The 18,192-nt window shown below is 64.5% G+C and carries 17 protein-coding genes; 5 read left to right on the top strand and 12 right to left on the bottom strand.

Annotation, left to right across the window (positions count from 1 at the left end):
- Positions 1-22: 22 nt before the first annotated feature.
- Complete coding sequence (locus tag MESS2_RS15125; protein ID WP_008875232.1) at positions 23-2,068, bottom strand: oxidoreductase; 2,046 nt, start codon at positions 2,066-2,068, stop codon at positions 23-25.
- A 139-nt stretch (positions 2,069-2,207) separates the two neighbouring features.
- Between MESS2_RS15125 and queF the strand changes: the two genes are divergently transcribed.
- Positions 2,208-2,669 (top strand): preQ(1) synthase, encoded by a 462-nt coding sequence (queF, locus tag MESS2_RS15120; RefSeq protein ID WP_008875231.1) that lies wholly within the window; start codon positions 2,208-2,210, stop codon positions 2,667-2,669.
- 28 nt (positions 2,670-2,697) lie between these two features.
- Here the strand turns inward: queF and MESS2_RS15115 are convergent, their stop codons facing one another.
- The 4 genes from MESS2_RS15115 to MESS2_RS15100 all read right to left on the bottom strand — a co-directional run bounded on the left by MESS2_RS15115 (position 2,698) and on the right by MESS2_RS15100 (position 7,958).
- Entirely contained in the window at positions 2,698-3,885 is a 1,188-nt protein-coding gene (locus MESS2_RS15115) for a mandelate racemase/muconate lactonizing enzyme family protein (RefSeq protein WP_008875230.1), read from the bottom strand.
- A 228-nt stretch (positions 3,886-4,113) separates the two neighbouring features.
- Entirely contained in the window at positions 4,114-4,593 is a 480-nt protein-coding gene (locus MESS2_RS15110) for a DUF3828 domain-containing protein (RefSeq protein ID WP_008875229.1), read from the bottom strand.
- Between the two features lie 126 nt (positions 4,594-4,719).
- Positions 4,720-6,369: an ABC transporter substrate-binding protein gene (locus MESS2_RS15105; RefSeq protein WP_008875228.1), complete on the bottom strand. Its 1,650-nt coding sequence runs from the start codon at positions 6,367-6,369 to the stop codon at positions 4,720-4,722.
- 38 nt (positions 6,370-6,407) lie between these two features.
- Complete coding sequence (locus tag MESS2_RS15100; protein WP_008875227.1) at positions 6,408-7,958, bottom strand: trimethylamine methyltransferase family protein; 1,551 nt, start codon at positions 7,956-7,958, stop codon at positions 6,408-6,410.
- 91 nt (positions 7,959-8,049) lie between these two features.
- Between MESS2_RS15100 and MESS2_RS15095 the strand changes: the two genes are divergently transcribed.
- Both MESS2_RS15095 and mutL read left to right on the top strand, forming a co-directional pair.
- Positions 8,050-8,958, top strand: a complete 909-nt coding sequence (locus tag MESS2_RS15095) for a LysR substrate-binding domain-containing protein (RefSeq protein WP_008875226.1) — start codon at positions 8,050-8,052, stop codon at positions 8,956-8,958.
- 167 nt (positions 8,959-9,125) lie between these two features.
- On the top strand, positions 9,126-10,988 hold the full coding sequence (mutL, locus tag MESS2_RS15090; RefSeq protein ID WP_040593174.1) for a DNA mismatch repair endonuclease MutL: 1,863 nt from the start codon (positions 9,126-9,128) through the stop codon (positions 10,986-10,988).
- 55 nt (positions 10,989-11,043) lie between these two features.
- Here the strand turns inward: mutL and MESS2_RS15085 are convergent, their stop codons facing one another.
- The gene (locus MESS2_RS15085; RefSeq protein WP_008875224.1) at positions 11,044-11,937 is read right to left on the bottom strand and encodes a DMT family transporter; all 894 of its coding nucleotides are present in this window, start codon (positions 11,935-11,937) and stop codon (positions 11,044-11,046) included.
- Positions 11,938-12,027: 90 nt separating this feature from the next.
- On the opposite strand from MESS2_RS15085, the gene MESS2_RS15080 reads away from it, so the two are divergent.
- Positions 12,028-12,954, top strand: a complete 927-nt coding sequence (locus tag MESS2_RS15080) for a LysR substrate-binding domain-containing protein (RefSeq protein ID WP_083918535.1) — start codon at positions 12,028-12,030, stop codon at positions 12,952-12,954.
- A 135-nt stretch (positions 12,955-13,089) separates the two neighbouring features.
- Positions 13,090-13,323, top strand: coding sequence for a DUF2093 domain-containing protein (locus MESS2_RS15075; RefSeq protein WP_008875222.1), 234 nt, complete (start codon positions 13,090-13,092; stop codon positions 13,321-13,323).
- On the opposite strand, the gene lpxK is transcribed toward MESS2_RS15075, so the two are convergent.
- The 6 genes from lpxK to MESS2_RS15045 form a co-directional block, all read right to left on the bottom strand.
- Positions 13,324-14,352 carry a tetraacyldisaccharide 4'-kinase gene (gene lpxK, locus MESS2_RS15070; protein ID WP_008875221.1) on the bottom strand — a complete coding sequence of 343 codons (1,029 nt, stop codon included), beginning with the start codon at positions 14,350-14,352 and terminating at the stop codon, positions 13,324-13,326.
- Between the two features lie 17 nt (positions 14,353-14,369).
- On the bottom strand, positions 14,370-15,686 hold the full coding sequence (gene waaA / locus MESS2_RS15065) for a lipid IV(A) 3-deoxy-D-manno-octulosonic acid transferase (protein WP_008875220.1): 1,317 nt from the start codon (positions 15,684-15,686) through the stop codon (positions 14,370-14,372).
- Positions 15,683-16,471, bottom strand: coding sequence for a lysophospholipid acyltransferase family protein (locus MESS2_RS15060; protein ID WP_008875219.1), 789 nt, complete (start codon positions 16,469-16,471; stop codon positions 15,683-15,685). The genes waaA and MESS2_RS15060 overlap by 4 nt, the downstream gene beginning before the upstream one ends.
- Positions 16,472-16,476: 5 nt before the next feature.
- A complete protein-coding gene (locus tag MESS2_RS15055) occupies positions 16,477-16,722 on the bottom strand; it encodes a DUF4170 domain-containing protein (RefSeq protein WP_008875218.1) in 246 nt (81 codons plus the stop codon).
- Between the two features lie 75 nt (positions 16,723-16,797).
- Positions 16,798-17,604 (bottom strand): 3'(2'),5'-bisphosphate nucleotidase CysQ, encoded by an 807-nt coding sequence (locus MESS2_RS15050; protein WP_008875217.1) that lies wholly within the window; start codon positions 17,602-17,604, stop codon positions 16,798-16,800.
- On the bottom strand, positions 17,591-18,192 hold a 602-nt coding region (locus MESS2_RS15045), incomplete at its 5' end, for a metallopeptidase TldD-related protein (protein ID WP_040593172.1). The genes MESS2_RS15045 and MESS2_RS15050, both read right to left, overlap by 14 nt.

The following is an 18,192-nucleotide window of genomic DNA, read 5'->3' as shown; positions in this document are numbered from 1 at the left end:
ACCAATCATTTCGAACTGCTATTCAGATCCGCAAGCCGAACCTGATGCCGTCATAGATTGCGGCATGGATGTTGCGCGAGGCGACCGCGTCGCCGATGCGGAACAGCACGAAACCGCCTTCCCGATTGCGCTCCGGAAAAATGTCGCCGCCGCTGACCAGCCGCTCGTAATCGACCGCGCCGCCATTCTTCGACAGTGGCTTCAGTGTGAGATAAAGGTCATCGAGCGGCGCGGTGCCATGTTCGACAACCACCTGATCGACCCGCCGCTCGCCGCGCCAGCCATCGGCGAAGTCGGAAGCCAGTTCGGCGATCAGTTGGTTGCCTTCGCGCCGTACCGACCGCAACCGCGTATTGATGGTGACGGTGACGCTTTTTTCCTGAAAGGCACGCATATAGGGTACATGGTTCATGCCGCCCATTTCAGGCGCAAAGAAGCGCTCGGGTGAAACCAGCTCCAGCTTCGAACCCGCGATCGCGATCAACTCGGCCGCGCCCATGCCCTGGTGACCGCCATTGTCGTCATAGAGCAGCACGTTCTCAGCCGGCTTGACGCTGCCGGCCATGATGTCCCAGCTCGAGGTGACGAGATTGTCGCCGGCCGCCAGCGGCGGGTTCTGCGGCAGGCCGCCGGTAGCGACCACCACCACGTCGGGCGACAGCGCCAGTACGTCGTCCTTCTCGGCCCAGGTGTCATAGCGGATGTCGACGCCGAGCCGGTCGAGCTCGGCCAGCCGCCAGTCGATGATGCCGATCAATTCCTTGCGGCGCGGATTCTGCGTTGCCAGCCGAATTTGGCCGCCGGCCTGGCTCGAGGCTTCGAGCACCGTCACCTGATGCCCACGCTCGGCCGCGACGCGCGCTGCCTCCAGCCCGCCGGCGCCGGCGCCGACGATCACCACCTTGCGCTTCGGGCCTGCGGTCCTGACGATGATATGTGGGATCTCGGCCTCGCGGCCGGTCGCCGCATTATGGATGCACAGCGCCTCGCCTCCCTCATAGATGCGGTCGAGGCAATAAGTGGCACCGACGCAAGGGCGGATCTCATGCTCGCGGCCCTCCATCACCTTTCTCACGATATGCGGGTCGGCGATATGGGCGCGGGTCATACCGACCATGTCGAGCTTGCCGGTGGCAATGGCGTGGCGTGCGGTGGCGACATCGGAGATCCGCGCCGCGTGGAAGGTCGGGAATTTCGTCGCTGCCCTGACCTCGCCGGCAAAGTCGAGATGCGGCGAAGAACGCATGCCGGTCACCGGGATAACCCTGGTCAGCGCCGCATCTGTCTCGATCGAGCCGCGGATGATGTTGAGGAAATCGACCTTGCCGGAGCCGGCGAGCCGCCTGGCGATCTCGATGCCCTCCTCCTTCGACAGGCCTTTTTCGAAATCCTCGTCTGCGACCATGCGGATGCCGACGACGAACTTTTCGCCGACCGCAGCCCGCACCGCATCGAGCACCATATTGGTGAAGCGCAGACGGTTGTCGAGCGAACCGCCATACTCATCGTCGCGCTGATTGGTGGCCGGCGACCAGAAGCCGTCCATCAGATGGCCGTAGGACTCGAACTCGATACCGTCGAGACCGGCCGCCTGGCAGCGCTGGGCGGCCGCCGCATAATCGGCGACGATGCGCTCGATGTCCCAGTCCTCGATGGTCTTGGGAAAGGCGCGGTGCGCCGGTTCGCGCACCGGCGAAGCAGACAGCACCGGCAGCCAGTCGGCCTTGTTCCAGCCGGTGCGGCGGCCGAGATGGGTGATCTGGATCATCACCTTGCAGTCATGCTCGTGGCAGGCGTCGGCCAATTCGGCGAGCCACGGCACGATGCGGTCGTCATAGACATGCAAATTGCCGAAGGCGGCCGGGCTGTCGCGCGAGACGATCGCCGAACCGGCGGTCATGGTCAGCGCCATGCCACCCTTGGCCTTCTCGGCATGGTAGAGCCGGTAGCGCTCTTTCGGCATGCCGTCCTCGGAATAGGCCGGCTCGTGGCTGGTCGACATGACGCGGTTCTTCAGCGTCAGGTGCTTGAGCTGATAGGGCTGAAGGAGCGGATCGTTGCTGGTCATCGTCTTCCTGCTGTATCAAACTGTGTCGGAGCAGCGTGCGCTGCTCCAGCTTCCATTTTACGCATCGGATTCATCCGAAAACCGCTGCGCACTTTTCGGTCCGATGCTAATGAGCGCGGCAAATCCAAGGAAAACCGCGATGATCGATACCAAAAACCTCACCCAGCTCGGCACGCATGTCGAGACGCCACAGAGCCCGGAAGCAGCGGTCCTGGAAACCGTGCCGTCTGCGCGCGGCGACGGCCCGCCGGCCATTGTGCGCTTCACTTGCCCGGAATTTACGTCGCTCTGCCCGGTCACCGGACAGCCGGATTTCGCCCATATCGTCATCGACTACGCACCCGACGCGCTTTTGGTGGAATCGAAGTCGCTGAAACTGTTCATGACCTCGTTCCGCAACCACGGCGCTTTCCACGAGGACTGCACCGTCATGATCGGCCGCCGCATTGTGGCGGCAACGAAACCGTTGTGGCTGCGCATCGGCGGCTACTGGTATCCACGCGGCGGCATCCCGATCGACGTGTTCTGGCAGACCGGGGCGCCGCCGGAAGGCGTCTGGCTGCCCGACACCGGAGTAGTGCCCTATCGCGGGCGCGGCTGAGCTGGGTTCGTCGCGCAAGCCCATGGCGTCAGTTCAGGGGCAGCCGGCGGTAGCGGCCGGGATTGTTCGGATCGCTGAAATGATGCATCGGCCCGTGCTCGGCGAAATGCGCGGCCCAGCGTTTCATCGCCGCCGGGTCGAGTTCGACGCCGAGACCATTGCCTTCCGGCACGCGCACCGTGTTGCCCTTCTGCCGGAACGGACCGTCCTTGACGACGTCGCCGATCTGCCAGGCAAACAGCGATTGCGACGCCTCGATGATCCATGGGGTGGCGGCCACGACATGCAGATAGGCTGCCGTCATGATGCCGAGATCGTTCGAATAGCACCAGAAGCCTTTACCCATCGCCTCGCAAGCAGCAATGAACTTCAGCGTTTTCGACAGGCCGCCAAGGGCGGCGAAATTGCAGACGAAATAGTCCGGCGCGCCAAGCGCCACCGCGCGTCTGAGATCCGGCACATGTGTCGAAAACGGTATACGCGAATGCTGGCGAAGTGCGGCCATCTCCTCGAAGGTGGCGACCGGATCCTCGTAGTTGCGGATGTTGAACGGCTCGATCTCGCGCAGCACCCAGCGCGCTGATGTCAACGACCATTGCATGTTGGAATCGAGCTTGATCTGCGCCTTGTCGCCGAGCGCCTCGCGCAGCATGCGCACGGTCCTGATCTCGAGCTCGGGGTCGCCCATGATCAGCTTGCCCTCGAAGATCGTCGAACCGTGCTCCTCGCGCATCTTCAGGCAATAGTCGACGATCGCTTCGGGCGTCATCTCGCCGCCTGCCCCGCCCTGCGCGGCGGCCCGAAAGGAGAAGTATTCCGAAAACGGAATGTCCTTGCGCACCGCGCCGCCAAGGACCTTGTAGAGCGGCATGTCGAACACTTTGCCCCTGATGTCCCACAGCGCCAGCTCAACCGCGCCGAAGGCGACGGACGCGGCGTTCTCGCCGGTGTTGGCGGTGATCTGCCAGGGCGGTACGCAGCGCGCCTCGCAGTCGGCGATATCGAGTGGATCGGCGCCGATCAGCGCCGGCGCGATCTCGGCCTTGATCACCTCGCCAAAGTGCCACCAAGGCGCCTCGCCCAGGCCGACCACGCCCTCGTCGGTCTCGACCTCGATGATCGACTTCGAAGCGCCGCCATAGAGACCGGCCGTCCACCAGAACGGCGCGTCCAGCGGGACATTGACATGCGTGACGCGGATATTGGTGATCTTCATCGTTTCCCTATTCGCACTGATATTGGCTGAGCGCCCATTCGCCGGTCACCGACAGAAGGTTGCCGGCGGGTTCGCGGGCGATGTGTCTGCCGGCGCATTGCCGGCGTCGCCGGAAGGCGCGTTCGGCGGCGGCGCGCCGAACAGGCCTTGGGCACAGGCGCAGCGTTCAGCCCCGCGGCCAGCATCGAGACGGTCGACAGCGCCAGGGAACGGCGACGGAGCACGGCATCACTCCGCCGCCGGAACGGGCATGCATTCCAGCGCGCTGAGCGTCCAGCCGCTGGATTTGGAGGCAATGTCGGCGACCTTCCATTTGCCGTCGATCTTCTTCAGGGACCAGACCATTTCGCGTTTTGAATCATCGCCTTCAGGGAAGAGGTTGAAGGTCACTGTCACGTTGGCGCTGTCGCCATCCACCGCTTCCGACAGCCTGAGCGTCTTGGCGACGGTCTTCTCGTCATAGTCCTGCGCATCGAGACCGGGGGCGAAGTCGATGCAAGGCACCTCGTCCGGCTTGTTCTTCCGCGCCTGGTCGTTGAGGTCGAACAGCCTGGTCACCGGCTCGATGAAACGGTCGCGGTACTTCGCGTCGGCCTCGAACTTGACCTCGGGCATGTAGAAGAACTTCACCGCGTTGGATGCCGGCCCGGCCAAGGCGGCCACGGGAGTTGCGATCGAGAGGGCGGCTGCAAGCACAGTCAGTCTCATCCGATGATCTCCAGGTTTCGCGGTGGGAACCGTCCATACCACGAATCCGGTATCCCGGCTTTTTTGCGGCCCATGAAATCCCGAGCGCCTCGTCTGCGGGCGGAAGTTCTTGCGCTCGCAACTCACTCAGGCGTCCAGCCAGACATTCTGGAGATCCATCTCGAAGGTCTGGTGGACTGCGTAGTTCTTCACCTTCTTGTTCATGTGGCTGTAGAGCTTCTGCCAGAACGGCTGAATGATTACGCCCGAATCCTGCAGGATCTGCTCGACGTCCTTCATGACCTCGCGTCGCTTCTCCACGTCGATCAGCGAGAGAGCCTGCTTGAGCTTGGCGTCGAAATCGGGATTCGAATATGCCGATTCATTCCAGGCTTCGCCCGTTCGATAACCCAAGGCCAGCACCTGAACGCCAAGCGGGCGCATGTACCAGATCGTCATGGAATAGGGATATTTCGTCCAGTCGTTCCAGAAGGTCGAACCCGGCAGCACGGTGCGCTTCACCTTGATGCCGGCATCGCGCAACTGGCCGGCAATCGCGTCGCCGGTGTTCTTTTGCCAATCGTCCTCGACGGTGATCAGTTCATGCTCGAAGTCGGCCTGCCCGGCCTCGGCCATCAGCTTTTTGGCGCCCGCCGCGTCGCGCGTCTTCTTGGGCAGCGCGAAGTATTCCGGATGGATAGGGCTAACATGGTGGTTTTCACCAGGGGTCCCTCGCCCGGCATAGCCAAGTTCGAGCACGGCCTTGTTGTCGACCGCCATCTGCAGCGCATTGCGGACCCGCTGGTCGTCATAAGGTTTGTGCGTGATGTTGGTCCGGGCAACGAGCGTCGTTGCTGTCGCGACCTCGGATTTTTCCAAGCCCATCCTGTCCAATATATCGATGAAGTCGGCGGGGCTCTCGAAATTGAGATCGATCTCGCCGGAATCGAATGCGTTCACCGTGGCGTTGAAGTCGGTGCCGTAGTCGATGAATTCGACCCTGTCGAGCGGCGCTTCGCCGCCCCACCATTTGCCGTTCTCACGACGCTTGACGACCGCTTTCTGGCCGACATCGTAAGAAACCAGTTCGAAGGGTCCGGTGCCGATCGGCTTTTTGATCGGATCGGCACCATCGGCATCGAAATTGCGGTGGACAACCAATGCCGGATAGTCGGTGAAGTTCGGGATCAGCGAGATGTCAGGCTCGTTCAGCTTCAGCTTGACGGTATTGTCATCGACCTTGGTGATCGCCCCATCCCTGGCCTTGCCGGTCTTCTCGTCGATCAGCGCACCGACGCGGGCGGCCATGGAATTGCCGGCAACGTTCTTCTCGCACCAGCGCGCCAGATTGTAGGCCACGTCATCGGCGTTGAAAGCGTCGCCGTTGTTCCAGGTGATGCCCTTGCGCACATGCAGCATGTATTCGGTGGCGTCGTCATTGACCTCCCAGCTTTCAAGCAGGACCGGCTCGAATGTGAATTGGTGCGTGTAGCGGACAAGCGGCTCCAGCCAGCAGCGTGAAATGTTCGCAAGTTCCACCCAGTCATAAGTGCGCGGATCCTTCTGCGCCTTAACCGACATCGATATATGCAGCGTCCCGCCCTTCTTCGGCTCCTCGGCCAAAGCCTGATTCGGCACGGCAAGGCCGATCATGCCGTAGGCAAGGCCCGTCGACGCGCCGAGGGCGCTTGCCAGCGCCAGAAACTCGCGCCGGTCCATACGACCCGCGCGCGTCTCTTGCGCCATCGCCTCGATGGCGCCCGGCACGCGATCGCCATTGCTTCTGAAGAGTGTCATTTTTTCCTCCCTTATGGTTCCCATCGGGTCGCCCGTTATCAACTAACGCTGTCCGGCAGTTTCTCCTCGCGCAGCGCGATCAAATCTTTGAGACCCTCGGCGATGCCCTCATCGAGCTTCGGCTCCTCATAATCGGCAAGCATGTTGCGTGCTTTCTCGCGGCCGCGTGTGTCGTGGTCCTTTGCCCCTTCCGCCTTCCACTGTTCGAACGAATTGAAGTCCATGATGCTCGGTATGAAGAAGGCGGACTCGAAATGGTCGAGCGTGTGCTGGGTGCCGAGGAAATGGCCCTGCGGTCCGACCTCGCGGATCGCCGCCATGGCCTCCTTGAAATCGTCGAACGGCAGCCCGCCGGCATATTTGTACCAGCCGACAAGCTGTTCGCAGTCGGTGGCGAATTTCGAATAACCACAGGTCAGGCCGGCTTCTAGCCAGCCGGCGGAGTGCCAGATGTAGTTTGCGCCGGCAAGGATGGCGGCATGCATCAGCATGTTCGCCTCGTAGCCCGCCTGGGCGTCGTTCACCTTCGATCCGACATGGAATCCGGAAGTGCGCCATGGCAGCCGGTATTTCCGCGCCAATGCCCCCATAAGATACATCATCTGGGCCGCCTCCGGCGTGCCGCCCATGGGCGCACCGGTCTTCATGTCGACCGTCACCATGAACTGTCCGTAGATCTGCGGCGAGCCCGGACGCAGCAGCTGCGTGAACGCGACACCCGCCAGCGCTTCCGCATTGACCTGCGCGACCGCGCCCACGGCAGAGGCCGAAGTCGAGGCGCCGCAAAGGGCAAAAGGTGCGAGGATCAGCGGCTGGTTGTGGCGCGCATAGACTTTCATAGCGTCGAGCATGGTGGCATCCCACACCAGCGGCGAATTGCAGTTGGTGATCGCCACCAGCACCGGGTTGTCGCGGACATAGTCCTCGCCGAAGACGATGCCTGCCATCGCCATCGTGTCTTCGGCTCGATCCTTGGAAGTGACAATGCCCATGAACGGCTTGTCGGAGTGCTTCAGCGCCGAATGGATGATGTGTAGGTGACGCTTCGGCACAGGAATTTCCATCGGCTCGCAGATGATCGAGCTCGATGAGTGCAGCGCTGGCGCCATGTAGGCGAGCTTGTGGAAATTGTTGAGGTCGGCGAGCGTGCCATAGCGCCTGTTGTTGTCGAGGTCGCGCACGTAGGGTGCGCCGTACATCGGCACGAAGATGGAGTTGTTGTCGCCGACGCGCACGGAACGCTCGGGGTTGCGCGCGTTGAGCGTGAACTCCGACGGGACCTTCGATATGAGTTCCATTAGAAGAGCGCGGTCGATGCGGACACGTGTCTCGGAGACATCGGCCCCCGCCGCCTTCCACAGTGCGATGGCCTCGTCGTCGCGGAACTCACATCCTACTTCTTCGAGGATCGACAGCGACTCCTGGTGGATCAATTCCACCGCTTCGTCCGGTACCATCTGATAGACGGGAATCTGGCGGACCAGGGTCGGAAACGACGCTATCGGCGCGCCCCGCAGCGCCTTGCGCCCCAGGCGGCCGCCGCTGCGACGGTTGGTGTGTTCGCTCACTTCAACGGCGGGTGCGTTCATGACAACTCCATCCTTCCCAAGCAGTCAACTTAGCGAGACGAAATATGACTGTGACGCTGGAAAATCCTGATCTCTTGTATAAGCTCTGCTTATGCGAAGCCTGCGCCACCTGTTGCCATCGGCCGGCAGCCTGATCGTCTTCGAGGCCGCCGGGCGGCTGTCAAGCTTTACCGCCGCCGGGCGCGAACTCGGCATGACGCAGGCCGCCGTCTCCTATGCGGTGCGCGGGCTGGAGGAAAAGCTCGGCGCCAAACTCTTCCAGCGACGCCACCGCCAGGTCTGCCTGACCGAGGCCGGCGAGCGCTTCCACGCCGACGTTTCGCTCGGCCTGTCGCATATCCGCAAGTCGGCGGAGGATCTGCGCCAGCAGGCGACCGGCGGCCATGTGACGCTTGCCGCGTCGACCGCCTTCGGCTCGTTCTGGATGATGCCGCGCCTGCAGCAGTTCCGCGACGAATTGCCGGGTGTTGACCTGCGCATCCAGACCGCCGACCGCGACCTCGACATTATCGCCGAGGGCATTCCACTCGCTGTGCGCGGTGGCGAGCCCCTGGACTGGCCGGACTATAATTCGCTGCCGCTGGCCGACGAGGAGATCTTTCCTGTCGCCGGCGCCAGCTATGTGGCGAAGTTCGGCCTGCCGCAGACCGTCAAGGAACTGGCATCACACCGCCTTATCCATCTCGAGGAGCCGTTTCGCGAGGCTGCAAGCTGGGAGGAGTGGTTCCAGTCGGCCGGGGCCAGCCTCAGCGAGGTGGATGCCGGGCGCGGTTTGCGCATCAACGACTACGCGCTGGTGATCCAGGCGGTGATGGAGGGGCAAGGCATCGCACTTGGCTGGCGGCATCTTGCCGAGCGGCTCTTGGCATCGGGCCTGCTGGTGAGCGCCACCAGCCATGTGATGAGAACCGGCACGCGTTTCCACATCATCTGGCCGAAGAACCGCGAACTCAGCGACAATGCCCGCAAGGTACGAGACTGGCTGGCCGCGCAGGCGTGAGGTTGCTTGGCAGTGCTCGGCGTGGCTACGCCGGCGGGACAGCGCCCCCTCTGTCCTGCCGGACAGAGGGAGGCGCGAAGGATCGCTACTAGGCAGTTTCATCGCCTAGCAGTAACCAACGCAATTCTGCCCCTCCCACCGCCCACGAATCCGCCTATAGTGCTCCCATGCCCATTCGCCAGCTTTCCGAAACGATGATCAACCAGATCGCCGCCGGCGAAGTCATCGAGCGTCCGGCGAGCGTGGTCAAGGAACTGGTCGAGAATGCGCTCGACGCGGGTGCCACCAGGGTCGAGATCGTCACCGCCGGCGGCGGGCTGAACCTGATCCGCGTCACCGACGACGGCTACGGCATTCCGGAAAAGGAACTGGCGCTGGCGATCGCGCGCCACTGCACGTCGAAGCTCGCCGACAACATTCACGACATCCGCTCGCTCGGCTTTCGCGGCGAGGCCTTGCCGTCGATCGGTTCAGTGGCGCGGCTGTCGATCCGCTCGCGCACGGCGGCGGGCGACAGCGCCGCCGAGATCGGCATCGAGGGCGGCCGCGTGTCCGCCGTCAAGCCGGCGGCCGCCAACCGCGGCACCACGGTCGAGGTGCGCGACCTGTTCTTCGCCACGCCGGCGCGGCTGAAATTCATGAAGGGCGAGCGCGCCGAAAGCTCGGCGACCAGCGACGTGGTCAAGCGCATCGCCATCGCCTTCCCAGCCGTGCGCTTCACGCTGGCCGGCTCCGACCGCCCGACACTGGAGCTGCCGGCGACCGACAATACGCCCGAGGGCCGGCTCAGCCGCGAGGCGCAAGTGATGGGCGCCGACTTTCCGGACAATGCGATCGCCATCGATGCGATGCGTGACGGCGTGCATCTTGCCGGCCACGTCTCGATCCCATCCTTCAGCCGCGCCAACGCGCTGCAGCAATATGCCTATGTCAATGGCAGGCCGGTGCGCGACAAGCTGATCGCCGGCGCCATCCGTGGCGCCTTCGCCGATGTGCTGCCGCGCGACCGCCATGCGGTAACCGTGCTGTTCCTGACCCTCGATCCGGCCATCGTCGACGTCAACGTCCATCCGGCCAAGGCCGATGTCCGCTTCCGCGATCCCGGTCTGGTGCGCGGGCTGATCGTCGGCGCTGTCCGCGAGGCGCTGGCCGATGCCGGCATCCGCGCCGCCACCACGGCGGCTGCGGGCTTGATGGCGGCGTTCCGGCCGGGTGCTGCCAGCTACGCGCATCCTGGACCGGCCAACGGCCATCGCAGCTACGAGGCTGCTTCCCGTGCCTCCGGCTTCACCGGTTTCGACCGCTCGCCGCAGCGGCCGCTCGATATGGGGTTTGACGGCGCCGGAAATGGCGGGTTTCGCGAGAACGATCAAGTGGCGTTCGATACCGGACCGCTACACAGCGCCGATGCGCGGGCCGGGCTCAATGAAGCAGCGGAGACGCTGCTTGGCACGGCGCTGGGCGCGGCGCGCGCGCAGGTGCATGAGAACTACATCGTCGCGCAGACCAGGGATTCGCTGGTCATCGTCGACCAGCATGCGGCGCATGAGCGGCTGGTCTACGAGGCGCTGAAGAACGCGCTGCATTCGCGCGCGGTGCCGTCACAGATGCTGCTTTTGCCGGAGATCGTCGACCTGCCGGAAGAGGATGCCGAGCGGCTCGCTGTGCATTCGGCGACGCTTGCCCGCTTCGGCCTCGGCATCGAGCGCTTCGGCCCGGGTGCCGTCGCCGTGCGCGAGACGCCGTCAATGCTCGGCGAAACCAATGTCCAGCAACTGGTGCGCGACCTTGCCGACGAGATCGCCGACAACGACACGGTCGAGACGCTAAGGGGGCGGCTGGACCGGATCGCCGCGACCATGGCCTGCCACGGCTCGGTGCGTTCCGGCCGGCTGCTCAAGGCCGAGGAGATGAATGCGCTGCTGCGCCAGATGGAGGCGACGCCGGGCTCCGGCACCTGCAACCATGGCCGCCCGACCTATATCGAGCTGAAGCTTGCCGATATCGAGCGGCTGTTTGGGCGGCGGTAAGGTCACGGCTGACGAGGTCCGCTGGCGATTCAGGTAAAACAATGCAACCCCTGATTCACCTCTTCAAATTCACCACGATGACACCGCCCAGCGCCAGCGCGCCGCCGATTATGCCGAGCAGGGTCGGCACTTCGCCGAGCCAGAAGAAGCCGATCAGGGTGGCCACCGGCGAGACCAGATAAAGGAAGTTCGAGGCGCGGGCGGCAGGCAGGCGCGACAGGGCGGTGGCCCAGGCGGCGTAGGCGATCAGGCTCGGCACGATGCCGAGAAAGATGACGGCGCCGAGACCGGCGGTGTCGGCGACCGCTGACTGCGAGAGTGCGTTTGGCAGGAAGGGCGCCAGGCAGAGCGCGCCGAGCACCATGTTGGAGGCGGCGATGGTCAGCGGGTGATGGCGGGCAAACAGCGGCTTCTGGACGATGGTGTTGACGGCCGAGCACAAAGCCGAGCCCAGCACCAGCAGCGCACCGGTGTTGAAGTGCAGGCCCTGCCCCTCGCCCATGGCAATGATGCCGATGCCGGCGAAGGAGATGGCCGTACCTGCCCAGGCCATGGTTGAGAAGCGTTCGCCGAGCAGCGCCATCGCCATGATGGCGGTGAAGATTGGGCTGACATTGATGATGAAGCCGGCCGCACCCGCCGAGACCGTCAGCTCGCCGAAATTGAGCATTGCCGTGTAGAGCGCGACGAAAATGGCGCCACCGAAGGCAAAGCGCCACAATTCGTCGACCCTTGGCAAAGCCGGGCGCTTGACGGCAAGGAAGATCGCGGCCGGCACGGCGGCGATGGCAAAGCGCAGCGCGCCGAGTTCCAGCGGATCGAAGGCGGCGAGACCGGCGCGGATGGCTGGGAAAGCGGAGGCCCAGCCGATCACGGTGAGCGCCACCGCGATTGCCGCCGTGGTGTCCATGCGCTGTGTCTGATTCAACGTGCCGGTATAGACGCTCATCTCGCTGTCCTCGCTCTTTGATGCCATAATGAGAGAAAACGCCGTTTCGGAGCGGTTGACAAACGACCAAATCGAGAGTCACCTGTGAGTATGGATCACAGCTCAGAGCCGATGCTGCCGCTCGAGACCTTGCGCGCCTTCGACGCCGCGGCGCGGACCGGGAGTTTTTCTGCCGCCGCCGAAAAGCTCAACCTCACCCATGGCGCCGTCAGCCGGCAGATCGCCAAGCTCGAGGACTGGCTCGGGCTGAAAGTGTTCGACCGTGGCGCGCGCGGGGTCTCACTCACCATCGAGGGAACCCGCCTGCATCTGCGCACCACCGAAGCCTTCGCGCTGATAGCAAGCAATTCGGACCGCTGGATCGAGCCTCGCGGCACCGCGGTGGTGCGGCTGGCCTCGATCCCCTCGGTCAGCGGCCTGTGGCTGATGCCGCGCATGGCCACGCTTGAGAACAACCCCAGCAAGTTGCGCATCGTGCTCGATGTGGACAACCGGCAGGCCGACCTTGCCGACGAGGGCATCGATCTGTCGGTCCGCTGCGGGCGCGGCCGCATTCCGGGCCGCGTCTCGGTGCAGCTTTTCGAGGAACATGTTTTCCCCGTCGCCTCGCCGGGCCTCGCCAAGGAGATCGGCCGCGGCGACCCGGCCCGGCTGCTCAAATTTCCGCTGATCAACGATTCCGACGCTTCGGCCTGGCGTGCCTGGTTTGCCGCGCACGACATGGACTATCGCCCGCGCCCGCAAGACCGCCGCTTCGAGGACTACAATCTGGTGCTCGATGCGGCAGCCAACGGGCTTGGCATCGCGCTGGCGCGACCGCCGATGACCGTGGATCAGTTGAAGTCGGGTCGCATCGTCGCAGTCGACGAACGCCGCGTGCTGAGCCCGATATCCTACTGGCTCGACCGGCCGCTGGGACGGCCGCGCGCCGCCGCAGCAGACCTCGCTCGCCGCATCGCCAACGAGGCAGGGCTTTCTGCCGAAAAGATCGAGGATTTCATCGTAGCCGAAGGATAAGACATCCATTTGCCGGCTTGCCAGATCTGGCGCACTCGCGAAACTGACGTGACCAAAGCTGATCTCACCTCGCTCCAAGCTTGACCTCGCCTGGATTTATGGCGATGACATCGTCATGAATTTCGGCACCACCCCATGATGAACCGTTTCGAAGGCCCCGGCGGCAAGGAAGCGCGTATCCGCTATCTCGACGGCGACTTCCAGGTGACCAGTCCCGGCGCCTTCGTGCGTTGCGCCGTGACCGGCGAGAGCATTCCTCTGGACGAACTCAAATACTGGAGCGTCGCCAGGCAGGAACCCTATGTGAGCGCAACCGCTTCGCTGCGCCGCGAAATCGAGGCGCATCCGGAACTGCGCAGCCGGCGCTGATCAGCCCTTCAGCTTGCGCTGCCGCCAGGCATCCAGCGTCTCGCCGATGATGCGCTCGGGCGCATGCTCGGGTTCGAACACGGTGTCGATCTCCAGCACGTCGAGCTGCCCAAGGAAATCGGCTGACGCAGCGTCGTGGCGCAGCCGGGCGGCATCCTTGGCGGTGGTGATGAGGCCGAGCCCGGCGCGGCGCGCCGTCGCCGCCAGTTCGGCAAGTTCGTCCCCGGCATAGAAATGATGGTCCGGAAACGACCGGGTCAACGCCACCTCGCCGCCGGCTTCACGGACCGTGTCGAAGAACTTGTCGGGATGGCCGATGCCGGCAAAAGCCAGAACCCGCTTGCCGGCCAGACCCGTCTTGCGGCTTGGCCTCGTATACGCCTCGAAGATCGGCCGGCCGGCGCGCGCCGCCTGGCGCACGACCGCATCGGCCCCGGTGCCCTCGCCCATCTTGAGGAGCCCGCTGGTGAAGACCAGCTGGTCGACGATGTTTGCCCGCAGCGGCCCGCCTGGAATGACACGGCCGTTGCCGACGCCGTAGCGCGCGTCGACGACGACCAGCGCATAGTCGATGTGGATGCGCGCGCTCTGGAAGCCGTCATCCATGATCAGGAAGTCGCAGCCGTGCTTTTCCAGCAGGAGCCTGGCGCCGGCAGCGCGGTTCGGCGTCACCGCGACCGGCGCGTGCTCGGCAAGAAGCAGCGGCTCGTCGCCGACATGCCTGGCGGCATCGTGATGCGGATCGACGACATGCGGCTGCGCAAAGGAGCCGCCATGGCCGCGCGACAGGAAACCCGGATTGAGCTGCATGCGCCTGGCCTGTCTTGCCAGTGCGATCGCCACCGGCGTCTTGCCGGTGCCGCCGACGGTGAAGTTGCCGACGCACAGCACCGGCGCTTCGACCTTTTCACGCGCGGCATGCCGCATGCGGCGGCCGGCGACGAGCGCGTAGATCGCCGACAGCGGCGACAGCGCCAGCACCCGCCAGTCCGGTTCCTCCCACCAGAAGGGCGGTGCTTCCGAGGTCATGTGGATAGATCCACGACCTACCTCCCGTCGGCGCCTTTCAGGCGCGACTTGACGACCAGCGGCTGGATGTAGGGTTCGAGCGATCTCAGCGTATGCGCCAGCGCGCCGCGCATCTCGTCGACGGTCGCCGCACCCGCCGCCATCATCTCGTGGCGCGCCGCCTCGTTGGTCAAAAGGAAGTTGACGGCGCCGGCCAGCATGTCGCGGTCGCGCACCAGCTTGGCGCCGCCGCTGTCGAGCAGGCGCTGATAGGCTTCACGAAAATTCTGGACATTGCGGCCGGCCAGCACAGCCGTCTCGAGCATGGCCGGCTCCAACGGGTTCTGGCCGCCCTCGGAGGTAAGTGAACGGCCGACGAAGGCGATTTCCGTCAGCCTGAGATAGAGACCCATCTCGCCAATCGTGTCGCCAAGCAGAATATCGGTGTCCGCGGTGATCTTGTCGCCCTTGCTGCGGCGCACGAGCTTCAGGCCCATGCCGGAAATCTGCGCGGCAAGGGCTTCGGCGCGATCGGGATGGCGCGGAACGATGATCGTCAAAAGACCGCGGTGACGTCTGTGCAGCATCGCATGGACCTCGGCGGCCACCACCTCCTCGCCGTCATGGGTCGATATCGCCGCCCAGGTCGGGCGGGCGCCGATCTGGCGCTTCAGCGCGTACAATACCTTTTCATCGGCCGGCGGCGGCGTGGTGTCGACCTTGAGATTGCCGGATACGGTGACCGGCCGGGCGCCAAGCGAAAGAAAGCGCTCGCCGTCGACATCTGACTGGGCGACGACATGGGCGAGATTTTCGAACAGCGCCTCGGCGATGTTGGCGCGTTTCTTCCAGGATGTGAACGAACGGTCCGAAAGCCTGCCATTGACCAGCACCTGCGGCACACGGCGCGCGCCGAGTTCAAGGATGGTCATCGGCCAGATCTCCGATTCGGCGATGATCGCCAGGTCCGGCTGCCAATGGTCCAGGAAGCGGCTGACCGCCGGCTTGAGGTCGAGCGGCACATATTGATGGATGATACGGTCGCCGAGCCGCTCAGCGGCAACCTGCGCCGAGGTGACCGTGCCCGTCGTCAGCACGATGTTGACGCCATAGTCGAGAATGCTCTTGACCAGCGGTATGACGGCCAGCGTCTCGCCGACACTTGCCGCATGGATCCAGATCAACGGCCCATCGGGACGCGCGCGCCCGGCGATGCCGTAGCGCTCGCGCCGTCGAACGCGGTCTTCCTTGCCCATGGACGTGCGCCAGGCGACGTAGGGTCCGATCAGCGGATAGGCGGCGGCCCCTGCAAAACGATACGCCGTCAGGAAGGCGCGCGCCCAGCGCTCGCTCATTTCGGGCCATCCACGAGACGGTAGGCCTTGGCGGTCGCGGCATTGAGCGAGGCCGTGACCTCCTGGCGCTTGCGCTCCATTTCGGCCTCGTCGGCATCGGCCGGAACGAACACCGGCGCGCCGATGACGATCGAGGAGCGGCCGAAAGGCAGGTTGATGGTGGTCTTGTCCCAGCTTCGCTCCAGCACCTTGCGCCGGCTGGTGGTAATGGCTGTAGGCAGGATCGGCCGGCCCGAAAGCCGCGCCAGGAGAACGATGCCAAGCCCCGAGTCGCGCGGCGTGCCGTGGGGGATGTCAGCGATCATGGCGACGTTCTTGCCGGCGGCGAGCGACTTTTTCAGGGCAATGAGCGCTTTGGCGCCGCCCTTGTCGAGATGCCTGGAGCTTTCGCGTCCGCCGGAGCCGCGCACCGCCTCGACGTCGAATTTCTCGAGCATCAGCGCATTGAGCTCGGCATCGGCGCTGCGCGACACCATGGCGACCAGCGGCCGTCCCTTGGGATAGTAAGCCGGGGTCAGGAGGTGCTGGCCGTGCCACAGCGCAATGATGCCGGGTTCGAACTCAGAGTAGGAGCCGCCCGATATCGGCGCCGATCCGTCGACGACACGGTTGGTCAGGCGAACCAGGCGGACGAACTGCGCGAACAGGCTGGCGATGACGTCCTTGACGAATCGCGACTGCGCCAGCGGCTCGCGGATCTTGCGCCAGAACGTCTTGGGCGTGCCACCGGGGTGCCTTTTGACCGCGGACCTGGTGGCCGGCCCTTTCACTGCCTCATGCTCCATCGATGTCAACCGGCCGGCTTGTTATCTGGGTCGAGCAGCCGGTGCAGGTGAACGACGAAATAACGCATATGGGCATTGTCCACGCTGGCTTGCGCCTTGGCTTTCCATGCCGTCTGCGCGGATTGATAGTCCGGGTAGATGCCGACGATGTCGAGCGCGTCGAGATCGCGGAATTCGGTCCCGCCCAGCTTCTTCAGTTCACCGCCGAACACCAGGTGCAAAAGCTGCTTCTTTCCGTCTTCCGCGGTCATGTCGGTCCTTCACATATCGTGAGTTTGTGACAGGTCTAGACCAAAGCCGCCGACTTTGGAACCATTGATGTTCGTTCAACCGTCAAGCCCGGCAATCACGCCGGCCAGCACGGCAAGGAGTTCGCCGCTACCGGCGACCAGCGCGCCGTGGCGGATCACTTCGCCGGCATAGCGCGGCGCGCGACCGTTCTGGTCGAGCAAGGCGCCGCCGGCCTCGCGCAGGATGAGATCGGCCGCGGCAATATCCCAGTCATGCGCGTTGGGTTTGACGAAGGTCGCGTCGAGTGTGCCGTTGGCGACCATCGCCAGCCGGTAGGCGAGCGAGGGAATATGGGGCGCGCGCTGCAGCCGGCTCTGCCATTGCGCCGGCATGAGGTCGATCAGCTGCTTCAGCCCGCCGATCTCGACCGTCGCCGTGGGGCGGCGCACGGCAATGGGCTTGCCGTTGCGGAACGCGCCCCCGCCCGGCAGCGCCCAGTAGGTCTCTTCCCTGGCCGGACATTCGAGCACGCCGGCCAGCGTGCGGCCATCCTCGACGACGGCGACGCTGACGCACCAGGAGCGAAGGCCTTCGAGGAAGCCGCGCGTGCCGTCGATCGGATCGACGACGAAGGTGCGGCGCGCGGCAAGCCTTGCCGGATCGTCGGCCGTTTCCTCCGACAGCCAGCCATAGTCCGGCCGCGCCGCCAAAAGGGTCTCGCGCAGATAGGCGTCGGCGGCATGGTCGGCCTCGCTCACCGGCGAGGTGCCGTCCTTCATCCACACTTGCGGATTCTTGCCGAAATAGCGCATGGCGATGACACCTGCCTCGCGGGCGGCGTCGCGCAGCAGCGGCAGATCCTCGCCGGCCCCGGCTGCAGTGACCGGATCAAGCTCCGGCAAGGGTCATTCCTTCGATCAGCAGCGTCGGTGCCGCGGTGCCGAAATTGCGGTCGAGATCGCTGGCCGGAACCATGTTGAGGAACATGGTCTTCAGGTTCGAGGCGATCGTCACTTCGGCGACCGGATAGGCAAGCTCGCCATTCTCGATCCAGAAGCCGGAAGCGCCGCGGCTGTACTCGCCGGTCACCATGTCGACGCCCTGGCCGAACACTTCGGTGACGTAGAAGCCTGATTTGAGCGACTTGATCAGATCGTCCGGCGAACGCTCGCCCGGCTCGATGGCGAGATTGGTCGACGACGGCGAGACGGAGGAGCCGCCGCGCGCGCCGCGTCCGTTGGTGACGAGGCCAAGTTCGCGCGCGGCGGAGGTCGACAGGAACCAGTGGTTCAGCACGCCCTTCTCGACCATGAACAGCTTTTCGCCCTCGACGCCCTCGCCGTCGAACGGACGCGACGCCTGGCCACGGCGGCGCAGCGGCTCGTCGGTGACGGTGATCGCGGCCGCAGCAACCTGCTTGCCCATCATGTCGCGCAGGAACGAGGTCTTGCGCGCCACGGCGGCGCCGTTGATGGCGCCGGCGAGATGGC

Origin of the sequence: Mesorhizobium metallidurans STM 2683 (assembly GCF_000350085.1) — a bacterium.
Taxonomy (GTDB): domain Bacteria; phylum Pseudomonadota; class Alphaproteobacteria; order Rhizobiales; family Rhizobiaceae; genus Mesorhizobium; species Mesorhizobium metallidurans.
This window is presented reverse-complemented; position numbering and strand designations above follow the sequence as displayed.